The organism is Bacteroides rodentium JCM 16496 (genome assembly GCF_000614125.1).
GTDB lineage: Bacteria > Bacteroidota > Bacteroidia > Bacteroidales > Bacteroidaceae > Bacteroides > Bacteroides rodentium.
Window position 1 is genome coordinate 42,878 of record NZ_BAKJ01000011.1, and the last position, 14,037, is coordinate 56,914.

Here is a 14,037-nt window from a genome sequence, read left to right on the forward strand (position 1 = left end):
AAATATTTATGCAAATGAATAAAAAGTGTATCGTTTGTTTTCACCTTTTCAACGACTACAGCGGAAGCCCCAAAGTATTGAACATGGTGCTTAAAGGGCTACTTGGCAAAGGGAAAAAGGTAGAATTGGTTACTTCAAAAGGCGGGGTGCTGGATGAACTGAACACACATCCTGGTATAAAGCGGTATTCTTATCCGTATCATTTTTCCGCGAACCCTGCGGTGACGATGTTGCGCTACACTGTGATTCAGCTATATACTTTCTTCTTTGCGTTCCGCTATCTGTTCAGAAAGGATGTGGTGTTCTATATCAATACGCTACTGCCCGTGGGGCCGGCTTTGGCTGGTCGGATTATGGGGAAGCGGGTGGTCTATCACTATCACGAGAACGCTTTTATCAAAGGGGCGTTCTATAAAGTGCTGGCCTGCTGTATGCAGAAGTTGGCGCATGAGATAATTTGTGTGTCGGCTTACCAGGCTTCTTTTCTGAAAAGGAAGAAAGGAGTGACTGTGATACCGAATGCATTGCCTACGGAGTTTGTGAGCAAGTTGTACCCCGATGCGGAAGCGGCTTTTGAGCGGAAGACGGTGTTGATGCTGGGTTCTCTAAAAGAGTATAAAGGTACACGCGAATTCATTGAGTTAGCGAATCGTTTGCCGCAATACAAGTTCGTACTGGTAATTAACGACACCCAAGAAAACATAGACAAGTACTTATCCGACAATAAATTAACAAATATTAAGGGGGGGGTAATCTGACGATTTATCCAAGGCAAATTGATGTGGCCATTTTTTATAATGCGGCATCCATTGTAGTTTGTCTGACCAATCCTCGATTAGCTGTGGAAACATTCGGGCTTACTACATTAGAAGCCATGAGTGGCGGGCTTCCAGTGATTGTGCCTACAGTGGGCGGCATAGCCGAAATGGTAGTGGATGGCATCAATGGCTACAAAACGGATGTGCAGGAATTAGACATCATTCAGAAGCAAATAAGAAGAATGCTCGACAACAAGGTTCTTTACCATTCGTTGGCAAAAGAAGCTTTGAAATGCTCGGAAAAATATAAATCGGCTGAAAACCTTTCTATTTTGATGAAATCAATCGATAATGGGAAAGAACAATATTAAGATTCTGTCACGTCAGACGGATGTCTCTACGTTTTACAACAAAGCATCGGTGGTGCTGAACCTATCGGACAAACGTCAGTTTGTAGAAACTTTCGGGCTGACTGCCCTTGAAGCCATGAGTGCGGGACTTCCTGTAATAGTACCGACTGAAGGCGGCATTGCTGAAATGGTGGAAGACGGTGTGAACGGGTATAAGGTTGATGTGCAGGAATTGGAGCGGATCATCTGTCTGATTGAGAAAACGCTCAATGATAAAGACCATTATATGCGTATGGCTAACGAATCATACCAAGCCTCTTTATATTTCAAAGATGATACAATGATTGAAAGAATCCTCACAATCTTGAATGAATAACAACGGAAATCAGGGGTTATACGAATGAAGCGAATCTTCAACTGCCAACCTTCAACGATTTTTATTCTCAAACGGTTCTTTTAGGTTATATTCAGTCCTTGGAGGGAAAAGCGCAAACAATTTTCAGAAGCGGGAAAAGTAGAGAATTTCCATATATTTAAAAACAACTTTTATTTTATTAGATGAAGCGAGTAGCGATTGTGGGCATACAGGGTGTGCCCGCAAAATATGGTGGCTTCGAGACATTGGTGGAGAATATTATCGGGGAGAACTGTTCTCCGGATATCCGGTATACCGTGTTTTGCAGCAGTAAAGATTATGCGGAACGGAGGGATTCTTATAAAGGTGCCGGATTGAAATATATTCCGCTGTTTCATGCCAACGGCATGCAAAGTACGCCTTATGATATCCTGTCGATGCTCTCCACGTTGAAGGGGTATGACACGGTAGTCATACTGGGGGTATCGGGATGTATTTTCCTTCCCGTATTCAGACTGTTATACCGGAAAAAATTAGTGATTAACATTGACGGTCTGGAACATCGCAGAGCCAAATGGGGCGGATTCACCAAATGGTTCCTGCGTACCAGTGAGGCAATGGCGGTGCGCTATGCCGATGTGGTGGTGGCAGACAATAAGGGGATTCAGGACTATGTGATGGAGACCTATCATAAGGAAGCGGTTTTGATAGCCTACGGGGGAGACCAGGTGCTGAGAAATATATCAGAAGAACGGCAGATGGAAATCCTGCGGAAATACGGGGTGACACCGGGCAACTATGCAGTCAGCGTATGCCGGATAGAGCCGGAGAACAACAGCCATGTAATTTGTGAGGCATTTGCCTCCAGCGGGAAAGATATTGTGTTCGTGGGTAACTGGGAACGGAGCGAATATAGCCGTGGATTAAAACAGAAATACGCTGAATACAGCAATATACGAATGGTGAATGCGGTATATGACTTGGACGAGTTGTATGCGCTGCGTAATTGGTGCTGTTGCTATGTTCATGGGCATAGTGCGGGCGGTACCAATCCCTCTTTGGTGGAGGCGATGTTTTTCGGGAAGCCGGTTCTGGCGTATGATGTGGTATATAACCGGGAAACGACTGGGAATAAAGCCTGTTACTTCAAGACTGCGGATGAATTGACGGAACTACTGAACCGGAATACACCGGACGGTACGCCGATGAAAGAGATAGCCATGAGGCGATATACATGGAAATACATTGCGGAACAATATGAAATATTGTACTAAAGAAATATATAAGAACAAAAAAGATTGACAATGAGGAGAAAACGGTATTGGGGGGGGGTGGTTGTATTGCTGTTGCTGCCGGCTTTAAAAGCTTTGTCGCAGGCACCGGTCAGCCCCAAAGTGGAATTGTTTGCAGGGGCGGAATTGCATTATCGGGATATCTTCTACACGAAGATGTACGAGGTTTTGGTGAACCTGACTCCCGGTCTGAAATGGCACATCGGCAACCGGTGGCAATTGGCCGGTCAGGCCATAATCCCCGTTTATAATGATTATGGGGATCGGTATAAGAAGGTACGCCTGAGTATGGCAGTGCTGTCTAAGGAATGGGACTGGAACGGTTCGCAATTCTTGAAAGTGAGCGGTGGACTGTTTGGACGGGAACGCTATGGGCTGGATGTGAAATGGATGTATCCGATTAACAGATGGCTGGCTTTGGACGCACAAGTGGGTGTGACGGGCTTCTGCTCGATGGCTGTAGATTGGGAATGCAGCAAGATGGAGCGAGTGACGGGACAAGCCGGAGTGAACGTCTATCTGGAAAAGGTGAATACGGAATTCCGGCTGCACGGTGGCCGGTATCTTTATGAGGATTATGGCGTGACGGCCGAAGCATGCGTCATTTCAAGCACTGTACGGTAGGTCTGTATGCCCAATACAGTGACCAAGGCAAGGAGAACGGAGGTTTCAAGGTCATCATGATGATTCCACCCTACAAGCGGAAAGCCCGTAAGGTGATGGTACGTCCGGCTTCCAATTTCAGGCTGACTTACGACATTCAGGGACAGCCATACGCTGTGAAAATGTATTCCACCGATCCGGAAGAAAATGAACGTGAAGGGCATTACGACCGCAACCGTCTGCAATGGGGTGCCAATCGGATGGAACCGGACTTCACCAACAAGGAAGGAGGCAGACCATGAGACAAATTACAATTCTGATAATCGGTTGCCTGTTCTTTTTCGGAAGCGGACAACTCTTGCACGCCCAACAATATACGGGCATGAGCGGACTGATCCATGTACCGAGCGGAGAAATGGATGAGGCCGGAGAGGCACGTGTCGGTGCGCATTTTTTGAACAAGGAATTCACGCCGGACAAAGGATTCAATTACGAGGGGAAATACAATACGTTGAGCCATTATCTGAGTATCACTCCTTTCTCATGGCTGGAAATCGGCTATACTTGTACTTTACAGAAAGGGCGTGCAATCGACAATAAAGGACAGGTCTTGGAAGGCAATCCTAAATTACGCTTCAAGGACCGTTACTTTTCTGTCAAACTGCAACCTTTGAAAGAAGGGAAATGGTGGCCGGCTATAGCCATCGGTGCCAATGATCCATACGGTACGGACAGCAAGGAGGGAACCGGGAAAGAAGGAGAAAGTCCTCAAAATGGGGACGGGAAAAGCCAATACTTTTCTAACTATTACATTGCCGCCACCAAGCATATCGGCTTGAAAGGTCACAGCATTGGCATCCATGTGGCGTACCGCCATTGGAAGCGCAACTATAACAGCAAGTGGAACGGCCCGGTGGGCGGCATTACTTATCAGCCTTCTTTCCAAAAGAATTTGCGCTTGATAGCCGAATACACGGGCGATGACGTGAATGTGGGCTTCGACTGGAAACTGTGGAAGCACTTGCTGGTACAATCTTCTTTGCAGAACGGAAAGTATTTTTCGGGAGGGGTATGCTTCTGCATCAACCTGTTGTAAAAGACCGACAATATGGAATATCCCTTGTTGCTTGAATTCCTTGACACCCGGTTGGAAGCTGCCCTCGATCAGGAACGGTTCAATCGGCAGACCATTCACTTGTATCGGTGTGGCGATAGTTGGCTGGCGTTGGAATATTCGCCATGTCTGTTGGAAGAGCAATTCCATTATAAGGACAAGAAACCGTTGATTTTCCACTTGAGGGACGGAAGGCGTGTGGTGATGGTGGAAGTTCCGGCCTCTTATGTAAGGAGGATCGCAGCAGGACATGAGACCGGTCGGCAAGGAACGCGTTGGATGCCGGTCGTCGGGCAAGTGATTATGCCGGATGGAAGGAATGGATTCTGGATGACTGAGAAGGTCCGGAAAACATCTGTCATGAGAGTTATTTATCATTTATAATTAACATTTTAATTCATTTTATTTATGTACAATTTTATGAAGAAAGGGGCTTTCATGCTCCTTGTTGCCTGCCTTGCGATGGGTATGGCAAGTTGTAGTGACGATGACCCCGATTACAGCAATGTAACCCCGCCTACAGTGGCTGTGACACATAGTATCAGCGGACGTGTGACAGGTGTTGACGGTGAGGGTATTTCGGCAACCGTTTCCATGGGCGGGACATCCGCAACGACTAAGGCGGACGGTACATTCGTGTTTGAAAATGTAGCCGCAGGTACTTATACCTTGAAGGCGGAAGCGGATGGCAAGGAGTCCAAAGAGACTTCCGTTACCGTGAGTGACGGGGACAGCAACAATCCGGTGTGGAACGTGGCATTGAGCAATAAAGGAACTGCGATTAACGTAGAGCCGGACGGTTCTGCCAGCGGTGTTGTCACTTCCGAGACATTGAAAGGGAATGAGGATGGAGAGATAGAAATGACATTGACCGCCCCGGCAGGTGCCGTGGAAGCCGGTACGCAAATCATTGTCACTCCCATCTATTCAACGGATGAGGTTGAACAGGCCGCAGTTCGTTCTGCCGTTACGAAAGCGGTTGGAAGTACCTTGCTGATAGGTACGAGAGTCAGCAGTTCCAACGCGTCGGCCGAATTGCAGGAATCTGTGACGTTAGAGTATGACGTGGATCCTGAGATAGCTGAAACCATCACCGCACAGAAATATGTGAACGGACAATGGGTGGATGCGGAATATACGGTAGGAACGGACGGGAAAGTCACGGTGACAGTTGACCAGTTCACCTCCTACTCGTTGTTATGCAATGCCACCATCAGCTCATCGAAAACATCGGAGGCTGTCAGCTTCTCTCCCGACTCATGGGACAACCTGTACGGAAGCGGTGACATGGCTGTTTCATCTGCTTCCTATTCCTACAAGATCGGTACGGATATCAGTTCGTCCGGCACGAACAAGATCACCGCTTACCTGATTGAGATCGTGGCACGTGCCGCAGGAGCAGGTGTGACAGAGGCAACTGGTACCTATCCCATCAATGTGACCCTGCCTGTCGGCACGGCCATGAGCATCAGCGGACAGCAGGAGGTAACCACGCTCACCGCATCCGCATTAGGTCGTAGCGTTTCCGGCAGGCAGTATGGGACGGTATCTGTCATAACCCGGTCTTGGAACCGCCAGCATACGGGTGGAACCGATTGACAGAACCGGTGTAAGATTAGCCTTTCATTCATCCCGATACGGAAGCCCCTGTCTGAACCCGGTCACCGGAGGAGACAGGGGCTTTTTCTATATTTTATCTATCCATTGATTTTTTATGGAAACAGGGAATATCTCATTGCAGTATAAGGTACTTCTAGGATACATGATATTGGTCGTGGCCGTTTGCGGCATGGTTTCCATCCTGTTATACGAACGTGACCGTATGCGTACGATAAGATCGGAGACAGCGGAGATACGCCGGATTTGGCATGATATCAGTACGGCCCATCGCCATATCACCGAACTTGCCACCGACGGGGAGTCCGTCATTGTCTGGGAGGATGCCGACTTCCGTGACTACCATGGAAAGCGCCTGCATACGGACAGCCTGCTGCAAACATTGAAATCGAGTTGTGGCATGTTTGTCCTGCCCGGACAGATCGATTCTTTATGTCATTTACTGGAGGCCAAGGAAGAGCATCTGTCCCACATCATGAAAGCCATCGCCCAGCTGGAGGAGGCAGACAGCCTGCTCGCAAACCGTCTGCCAGTCGTTGCCAGGGAAGCGGTCCGCATCCGGACGGTCACCCGGAGGAAGACAGGTGTCGCTGGCTGGCTCGGGGGGAAAAAGAGTGTACAGGTCCTCGAACCGTCGGAAGGGCTACGGGAATTGAATGACAGGCTGGTTGCCATGCAGGAGGAACGTAACCGCCGAATAAATGCATATGCGGACAGCCTGCGCAGGCAGAACAGGACATTGAACCAGAAACTGCACGTGCTCGTCACCCATCTTGACGGGCAAGCGCAGGCGGCGTTCATCAGTCGTGAGGAAAAAATCACGGAAGCCGGAGATTTTTCTTTCAAGCTGTTTGTCTTGGTAATCGTCTCCGCTTCCTCCTTGCTATTCATCTCGTTCCTGATCATACGGCATGACATCAGGAAAGAAAGGGAAGGGCGGGCACAGCTCCAAAGGATAAACCGTGAGAACGAGGAACTGCTCGGTATGCGTAAACAGATCATCCTGACCATCTCGCACGATATACGGGGACCATTGGGCAATATCAGCAACTGTGTGGAGCTGGCCTCGGAAACCCGTGAGAAGAAAAAACGGGAAGGCTATCTGGAGAACATCCGCCATTCCTGCCGCCATATACTGAATCTGGTGAACAACCTGATGGATGTCTATAGGATCAATGAGACCAGGGATACCCGTAATGAGATCCCTTTCCGTTTGGGCAGCCTGCTAGACAACATATCGGAGGAATACGCCCGGAAAGCGGCCGGCCAGGCCCTGCTGTTCGAGAGGTGTCATGAGATTGTCAACAATATCACGGTGAGAGGAGATGCCGACAAGCTGGAACAGATACTGGACAATCTGCTGACAAACGCCATCAAGTTCACCCCGTCCGGTACGGTCCGTTTCCATACCGGATATGCGGAAGGCAGGTTGCATGTGGAGGTAGGCGATACCGGTATCGGCATGGACAGGGAGACACTGGAGCGTGTCTTCCGTCCGTTCGAGCGTGCGGCGCAGGAGATAAACTCTGAAGGGTTCGGTCTGGGGCTCTTTATCACGAAAGGCCTTGTGAAGGTGCTGGACGGAAACATAGACGTGGAGAGCCGGCCGGGCAAGGGCACGATATTCCGCCTGACGTTTCCTCTTCCGGAAACAACGGAGGATCCGGAAACGGAGGAGTTCCAGGTACAGTCCGCCATGGTACTTCCCAAGCGTGTGCTGGTAGTGGATGATGACAGCATCCTTTTGAGAATAACGGAAGACATGCTCGGACGCCACGGCGTGGAATGCACGACCTGCCAGAGCGTAAAAGAGGCGGTTCTCGCGCTCGACCGTCTGGATTACGATCTGGTGTTGACAGACATACAGATGCCCGTGACCGACGGTTTCGGCCTGTTGAAATTGCTGCGCGGTTCGGATATCGGAAATTCCCGTACCATCCCTGTCGCCGTCATGACGGCACGGGGTGACGGCGACTCGGGTGTCTATGCGAGGTCCGGTTTTTGCGGTTGCATACACAAGCCTTTCTCCTCAAAAGGACTGCTGGCCTTTCTTTCCTCCGTAATGGCAGGCAGAGCTGCCGGTGCGTCCCCGTTTGATTATTCCCGTCTGATGGAAAGTACGGACGACCGCCGGCATATGTTCGGGCTTGTCATGAAAGAGTCGGAAAAGGATCTGGCCGAACTGGAAGGGGCAATGGAGGGGATGGACCGTGAGGCCATGCGGAGGACCGTGCACCGGATGGCTCCGGTCTGGGAATTGCTGGGAGCCGGTGACGTGTTGTCGGACTACCGGAAAATCCTGCATGACAAGGCCGCAGGCGACGAGACGGTCAGAGGGCACACCTTGAGGGTTATGGAGCAGATACGGACACTGATGGATGAGGTGAATAATGAATTAGAGAAAAGGGATGACGGGAATGAAAAAGACCTTACTGGTCGTGGAGGATAACCTGATCCTCTGCGATATTCTTGAGAAATGGCTGCTGAAAGCCGGTTATGGAGTATTGACGGCCACGGACGAGCCTTCGGCACGCCGAAAAATCAAAGGGAACGACGTGGCGCTGGTGCTGACGGATGTCCGCCTCCCCGAAGGGGATGGCATCAGCCTGCTGGAATGGAGCGTGTCCCAAGGGTTACACATCCCTTTTGTGGTGATGACCGAATATGCCTCCATTGCGGATGCGGTGCGTGCCGTCAAATTGGGTGCGAAAGACTACTTGCCCAAGCCTGTCCATGAGGAACAACTGATGGAACTGTTACGGGGATTGGTCGGCCTGCCAGTTTCCGTTCCCCCGAGGAAATCATTCATGAAAAGGTTTAGCGTGGCGGTCCGGGAGACCGAACGGATAGCTTGTCGTGTGGCTCCCCTGGATTGTTCCGTCATGATCCTTGGACCGAATGGTAGCGGAAAAGAATCTGTCGCGCAGCTGATCCAACGGCATAGCGGACGTAAGGACAAGCCTTTTGTGGCGGTGAACTGCGGTTGTATCCGGGGGGAACTCGCCGCATCGGAGTTTTTCGGTCACGTGCAGGGGGCGTTTACCGACGCGAAAAAGGATACCGCCGGCTATTTTGAGGCGGCCCGGGGCGGTACGCTCTTTCTTGACGAGATCGGAAACATGCCTCCTGAAATGCAGACACTGCTACTCAGGGTATTGCAGGAAAGAGTGTATTGTCCGGTGGGCAGCCGCAAAGAACTTGAAGCCGATGTACGGATATTGTCGGCCACCAACGAGGATATGGAGCGTGCCATACGGGAGGGGCGTTTCCGGGAGGATCTGTACTACCGTCTCGCCGAGTTTGAGATATGCCAGCCCTCCCTCTCCGAATGTCCGGAGGATATATTGCCGTTGGCGGATTTCTTCCGTAAGCGACATTCAGAAGAGATACGTGTGGAAACCTCCGGTTTTACCGAACAAGCCAGAATCTCCATGCTTTCCCACTCATGGCCGGGCAATGTACGTGAACTCGGTAACCGGGTAAGGCGTGCCGTATTGCTGGCGGAATCCCCCTCGTTAACCCACAGAGATTTGGGTCTTGAGGCGGCCGTTTGTAAAACAGGTGGAAAATGCAAGAAAGGCTTGATGGAAGAAGCGGAAGAGAAAGAACGAATAAGGAAGATCCTGGAAGAATGTGGAGGTAAGATCAGCCGTGCGGCAAAAATGCTGGGGATGAGCCGTCCGACACTATACAAGAAAATGGAAATGTATGGATTGAGATAGAATTTTCATATGTTTCGTTCATATATAAGCCGGCAGATTCCGTTGGAGAAAGTTTTGCGGCCAGGAAGTTTCCAGCGGGCAGGCTGGAATTCTTCCGTCAGGGGGGATTCCGCCACCATAAGAAAGGGGTAGCGGATAAAGTACCGTCTCGTCCACCAGATTATACCGGAAAAGTCCATCGGCATATTCCGCGCTACCTCCATCTCCTACTCCTGCCAGATAAATGCAATCCTTGTCGTGCTTTTACCTTACATTCGGCAAGGGACATTCAGTAAATCCTATAAAATTAGTCAACTGATTCATACTTACAGTATTGTGAATTAGTTGTTTTTTTGTATCTTTCGATATTCCCCCGCAAATAAGGTTTGACAGCCAAAACGGGGGGGGAATATCCAAACTAAGATATGGCGAGGATACAAAATATTTCAGAGATTCATCCTACTTTGGGATTTACAGAATTCGAATTTCTTCAATTACCCATGCACTTGTCATGATTTGTCGGGTTCCTTTCCTTTTTCGCTTTCCAGACCCAGTCGTTTACGGAGTTCCGGGTCATTTTTGATGCGCCGCATCTCCTCATTGATAATAGCCTGTGCGTCCGCCTTGATCTGGTCGTAATTGCGTTGTATCTGTTGCATCATGATGTCGTTACCGTTCCTGTCCTTGAAGTCGTTGATGACCGGGACTCTCTGATAAGCCTTTTCTTCCGCGCTGATCCTGGCATGGTCTACGACGATTTCGGCATGAAATATTTTCTGTTCTATCCTCTCATCGAAATTATCCGCCACAGCTCCGACAAACGTGCCTTGCGAGAGGTTGGCAATCTTGGATGCCGGAATAAGCGAGTCAAGCTGTGTGTTGATGGAGGTGGATACGTCCTGACGGTTGATGGAAACGGACTGACGCTGTTGGAGCACTTTGCCGAAGCGCTCTGAAAGCGTTTTTGCGGTTTCCCCGACTACCTGTCCGCTGAAAATATTCCCCACCGTGTTCTGGATGACCTTGGATTCCTTTTCACCGTAATCGCGTGTCAGCTGGCTGAAATCCTGAAAACCCAGAAGCACGCCCACCTTGTTGCTTCTCGCCGTCGCGATTAGGTTGTCAAGCCCACGGAAATAGATGGTGGGAAGCTCGTCGATGATGACGGCGCATTTAAGCTGTCTTTTCTTGTTGATAAGCTTGACGATACGGGAATTGTATAATCCGAGCGCTGCCGAATAAATGTTCTGCCTGTCCGGATTGTTGCCCACACAGAGCAGTTTGGGTTCTTTCGGATTGTTGATATCCAATGAGAAATCATTACCGGTCATCACCCAGTAGAGTTGTGGGGAGATCATGCGCGTAAGGGGTATTTTTGCCGAGGCTATCTGGCCCTGGAGCTGGTCCTGGGCATTTCCTTTCCATGCGTCCATGAAGGGGGAAAGATAGTTTTCCAGCTCCGGATAAGAGGTCAGGATGGTGAACAGATCCGAGTAGGGCTTGTTGAGCAGTTCCACCGCGTGGGGAAACGTACAGTAAATGCCGTTCTTGTAAATCTTTAAATACCAGATTATTGCCGCGAGCAGAATGATGGGGGACTCCACGAAGAAGTCCCCCTGTTTTTCGATCCAGGTGCGGTTGAGGTTGAGCATTATCGTATAGCTCGCCTCATACGCGTCGGATATGTCCGTCATGAATTCCGGATTGATGGGATTGCAACGGTGCGACCTGCGTGGATCATCGAAATTGATGACATAGAACCGGGGCTTGACCTCGTATTTGTCCATATTCTTCAATAACGAGTTATAGGCGATGGTGGACAGGTCGTCAAACTTGTAATCGTAGATGTAGATCGCGAAGCCCTTGGCGATAAGCTGGCGGATGTAGCTGTTGACTATCGCGTAGGACTTGCCGCTGCCCGGCGTCCCGATAACCATGCAGGCTCGAAAAATATTGACTATGTTGGCAAATCCATTATGCCACCGCCTGTTATAATAAAATCTTGTAGGGAGATTCACCGAATACTCGTTCTCGATCAGACGGGTTTCCTGCATGAAACTCTCGTTCTCCATGTTGAAGACGTCCTCCATGAGGTTGTGCTTATGGAGCCGGCTCATCCACAGACCCGCCATCAACAGGCCAAGATAACCCGCGGTAAGCGTGCAGATATACAATATGGAGCCCACCGTGTGTGGCAAAGATAGCTCAAGCAGCCACCAGTTCAGAAAAAACAGCACGCTTCCAGCCACCAGGGCCGTATAGATCTTGTGCCAGGTGATTTTTTCCCCTTTGATCCCATGCGTGCCCAGACAGGAGGTGGCCAGCAAAAGCACCGCCAGCAGCTTGGTCCAGAGGATACAGTTGAAAACACCGGTCGTGTTGTTGAAGTTTACCAGAATCCGGTCTATCACCTCAAGGTTCAGATGCCATGCGGTGATACTTGGATAGCAGTACACATAAACGTGTACCACCAAAAGAAAAATACTCACGGCCCTGCCGAACTCCATTATCTTGGCGAGAGCCTCAAATCGTCTTCCTGTTGCATAAAAATTGTGGATAAACGGGTTGATACTTGTTTTGTCTAAATGCCACGTGACTTACGCCCGGCTTTCTTCTTTTTCTTCATGCGGCGTGCGAAAGCCTCCTCCTCGTAATCCCGCAGATTGGTTTCCATGGAAAGGATACCCGCTGCCAGTTCGAGCGCACTTTCCTGTCCGTCCTTGTAACGATGATGCCGCCAGAGCTCCGCGGCGGTATGTCCGTCCCGTTCATTTGCGGATATGCCCTCCAACCATTTGAAATAGTCGTTGAACGCATTTGCGGAAAACTCCTTGCCCATGCGTGAGCCGTTGAACACCTCCCGGCGGTTGTGGTCAATGAAGGTGACACCGTAGATACGTCCCCGCTCATTCTCACGGAAGACCACATCGATACGGTTTTGCCCGAGCAGTTCCACAAACCGTTTCCGTGAATCCGCCAGCCGCAAGGCACGGGCGATGTCCCCCTGTATGGACGGTGCCCGTTTCCCTTCCTTGAGGCTTTCAGGTTCATCAGCATCCGCTTTTCCAACTGTTCATTTCCGAAGCGTTTCCCAAATCGGGAACTCTTGAACGGCGGACTGACCACCCTGCCGGTATCATCCGTGGCCGAATAGACAATGCCGGTGTATGATACACCATTGTATTCTCCCCTGACCTGTTTCGCCTCGATGTTGAGCGTGGACAGTAGCGCGCTATATTCCCCGAAGGTCTGGAAACGGTAGCTTTCCAGCACGGCCTTAAGGGTATTGCCTACCTGATGGCGGACATCTCCCAAGGAGCGTCCACCTTCCTTAGTTCCGCTTTCGGATTCCGCCTTTCCACATCCGCTCCGTTCCGCAGGCCGAAATCCGCTTCCAGTTCCCGGCAGGCGGTCATGGAACGCCGGTGCTCGTAGGCATCGCTGATCTTTTTCCCCTGTTCATCCACACATACACTGACGATATGGATGTGGGTATTGTGTGTATCGGCATGTTTGTAGGTGATGTAAGGCTGGTTCCCATACCCCATCTTCCGCATATAACGCTCCGCCAGTTCTGCCAGCCGCCCGTCAGTCAGCTGGTCTTCCGGTGCCGGTGAGAGGGAGATGTGCAGGACGGGCTTCTCCGTGTTGCGGTTTGCCAGCAGGTAGTTCTCGAAAGAGAGCAATGCCATGCGTATGTCCCCGCTCGGCAACCCCAGCCGGTCGGAGATCATACGGCTGCCGGAAAGGATCTCAGCCGTACCAGCCGCTACCTTGTCGTAGTTATAGGCAAGCACCCCGTAAAGACTCATGCCATGACTTATTTTTGCAACCATTTCCGCTCGTATTCCTGGGTTAGCGCCATGACCTTTTTACAGACGAGCATCAGCTCGAGGCTCAACCTTTCCAGTTTATAGAGCAATGCCCTCGCCCGTTTCTCCCCGAAATTGTTCTTCAAGGCACGTACACCTGGTTGTAGTTATTGCCGACAGCCTGGAACTGTTTGTGGAATTCTGTCAGCCTGATGTAATAGTCCATCGTCGCCTTGTCTATTTTCACGACCTTTATCTGTCCCGAGAAGATGGATTTCTTGATGAACAGCGTGAGGTTGCCGACTCCCGAATCCGCCAGCAACTTTTCAAATCTTGTGTTCTCCTCGGCGTTCAGGCGGAAACTGTACTTGCGGTCCGCCGGATCACTTTTGGGCTTTCTGCCCGTCCTTGTCCCTGTTGTTCTCTCCATACACA

9 protein-coding genes and 4 pseudogenes are annotated in these 14,037 nt (G+C 50.3%); 10 read left to right on the top strand and 3 right to left on the bottom strand.

Translation table 11 applies throughout. The features are described from left to right. Positions 1 to 14: 14 nt before the first annotated feature. The 10 genes and pseudogenes from JCM16496_RS06845 to JCM16496_RS06885 all read left to right on the top strand — a co-directional run bounded on the left by JCM16496_RS06845 (position 15) and on the right by JCM16496_RS06885 (position 9,811). The gene (locus tag JCM16496_RS06845; protein WP_244440269.1) at positions 15 to 758 is read left to right on the top strand and encodes a glycosyltransferase; all 744 of its coding nucleotides are present in this window, start codon (positions 15 to 17) and stop codon (positions 756 to 758) included. A gap of 23 nt (positions 759 to 781) precedes the next feature. Further along, a complete protein-coding gene (locus JCM16496_RS23550; RefSeq protein ID WP_244440270.1) occupies positions 782 to 1,129 on the top strand; it encodes a glycosyltransferase in 348 nt (115 codons plus the stop codon). Then, a complete protein-coding gene (locus JCM16496_RS06850) occupies positions 1,110 to 1,484 on the top strand; it encodes a glycosyltransferase (RefSeq protein ID WP_025830986.1) in 375 nt (124 codons plus the stop codon). Before JCM16496_RS23550 ends, JCM16496_RS06850 begins: the two co-directional genes overlap by 20 nt. Positions 1,485 to 1,666: 182 nt before the next feature. After that, a complete protein-coding gene (locus JCM16496_RS06855) occupies positions 1,667 to 2,737 on the top strand; it encodes a DUF1972 domain-containing protein (RefSeq protein WP_025830985.1) in 1,071 nt (356 codons plus the stop codon). A 30-nt stretch (positions 2,738 to 2,767) separates the two neighbouring features. Next, positions 2,768 to 3,660: pseudogene (locus JCM16496_RS06860) on the top strand (YjbH domain-containing protein). Further along, on the top strand, positions 3,657 to 4,454 hold the full coding sequence (locus JCM16496_RS06865) for a YjbH domain-containing protein (protein WP_025830984.1): 798 nt from the start codon (positions 3,657 to 3,659) through the stop codon (positions 4,452 to 4,454). Before JCM16496_RS06860 ends, JCM16496_RS06865 begins: the two are co-directional and overlap by 4 nt. A 12-nt stretch (positions 4,455 to 4,466) precedes the next feature. Further along, a complete protein-coding gene (locus JCM16496_RS06870; RefSeq protein ID WP_243462348.1) occupies positions 4,467 to 4,856 on the top strand; it encodes a hypothetical protein in 390 nt (129 codons plus the stop codon). A 24-nt stretch (positions 4,857 to 4,880) separates the two neighbouring features. Next, positions 4,881 to 6,071, top strand: coding sequence for a carboxypeptidase-like regulatory domain-containing protein (locus JCM16496_RS06875; protein WP_025830983.1), 1,191 nt, complete (start codon positions 4,881 to 4,883; stop codon positions 6,069 to 6,071). Between the two features lie 115 nt (positions 6,072 to 6,186). Continuing rightward, entirely contained in the window at positions 6,187 to 8,538 is a 2,352-nt protein-coding gene (locus JCM16496_RS06880; RefSeq protein ID WP_025833197.1) for a hybrid sensor histidine kinase/response regulator, read from the top strand. Further along, on the top strand, positions 8,507 to 9,811 hold the full coding sequence (locus tag JCM16496_RS06885; protein WP_025833199.1) for a sigma-54-dependent transcriptional regulator: 1,305 nt from the start codon (positions 8,507 to 8,509) through the stop codon (positions 9,809 to 9,811). Before JCM16496_RS06880 ends, JCM16496_RS06885 begins: the two co-directional genes overlap by 32 nt. A gap of 488 nt (positions 9,812 to 10,299) precedes the next feature. Here the strand turns inward: JCM16496_RS06885 and mobC are convergent. The 3 pseudogenes from mobC to mobA all read right to left on the bottom strand — a co-directional run bounded on the left by mobC (position 10,300) and on the right by mobA (position 14,032). Beyond that, a pseudogene (gene mobC / locus JCM16496_RS06895) lies at positions 10,300 to 12,335 on the bottom strand (conjugal transfer protein MobC). A 36-nt stretch (positions 12,336 to 12,371) separates the two neighbouring features. Next, positions 12,372 to 13,626 (bottom strand): annotated as a pseudogene (gene mobB / locus JCM16496_RS06900) (conjugal transfer protein MobB). Next, positions 13,611 to 14,032, bottom strand: a pseudogene (gene mobA, locus JCM16496_RS06905) (conjugal transfer protein MobA). The pseudogenes mobB and mobA overlap by 16 nt, the downstream one beginning before the upstream one ends. Between the last annotated feature and the right edge of the window lie 5 nt (positions 14,033 to 14,037).

What these genes read in the sequence shown, in the direction of transcription:
- JCM16496_RS06845 (WP_244440269.1), top strand. Translation starts at nt 15, where the DNA reads ATGAATAAAAAGTGTATCGTTTGTTTTCACCTTTTCAACGACTACAGC.
- JCM16496_RS06850 (WP_025830986.1), top strand. Translation starts at nt 1,110, where the DNA reads ATGGGAAAGAACAATATTAAGATTCTGTCACGTCAGACGGATGTCTCT.
- JCM16496_RS06855 (WP_025830985.1), top strand. Translation starts at nt 1,667, where the DNA reads ATGAAGCGAGTAGCGATTGTGGGCATACAGGGTGTGCCCGCAAAATAT.
- JCM16496_RS06865 (WP_025830984.1), top strand. Translation starts at nt 3,657, where the DNA reads ATGAGACAAATTACAATTCTGATAATCGGTTGCCTGTTCTTTTTCGGA.
- JCM16496_RS06870 (WP_243462348.1), top strand. Translation starts at nt 4,467, where the DNA reads ATGGAATATCCCTTGTTGCTTGAATTCCTTGACACCCGGTTGGAAGCT.
- JCM16496_RS06875 (WP_025830983.1), top strand. Translation starts at nt 4,881, where the DNA reads ATGTACAATTTTATGAAGAAAGGGGCTTTCATGCTCCTTGTTGCCTGC.
- JCM16496_RS06880 (WP_025833197.1), top strand. Translation starts at nt 6,187, where the DNA reads ATGGAAACAGGGAATATCTCATTGCAGTATAAGGTACTTCTAGGATAC.
- JCM16496_RS06885 (WP_025833199.1), top strand. Translation starts at nt 8,507, where the DNA reads ATGAAAAAGACCTTACTGGTCGTGGAGGATAACCTGATCCTCTGCGAT.